The 433-nt window shown below is 70.9% G+C and carries 1 pseudogene; it reads left to right on the plus strand.

From position 1 onward, the window contains the following. Positions 1-433, plus strand: a pseudogene (locus DSY14_RS28160) (hypothetical protein); the annotation flags it as partial.

Here is a 433-nt window from a genome sequence, read left to right on the forward strand (position 1 = left end):
CCCCGCCCCGAGTACGACACCGGCACCCACCAGCGCAGCCCCTACGACACCGGAGCCCACACACGCCCCGAGTACGACACGGGGACCCACGGTCGGCCGGAGTACGACACCGGCACGCACCAGCGCGACCCCTACGACACCGGTGCGCACACCCGGCCGGGGTACGACACGGGAACGTTCCAGCGCGACCCCTACGACACCGGAGCCCACGGCCGACCGGAATTCGACACGGGCGCCCACACACGCCCCGGTTTCGACACGGGTGCCCATACCCGGCCTGAATTCGACACGGGAACCCACGGTCGGCCCGAGTTCGACACCGGTGCCCACCAGCGCAGCCCCTACGACACCGACGCGTTCGGCCGACCGTGGGTTCCCGTGTCGAATTCAGGCCGGGTATGGGCACCCGTGTCGAAACCGGGGCGTGTGTGGG

Source organism: Nocardiopsis sp. MG754419, from assembly GCF_018207095.1.
Classification (GTDB): domain Bacteria; phylum Actinomycetota; class Actinomycetes; order Streptosporangiales; family Streptosporangiaceae; genus Nocardiopsis.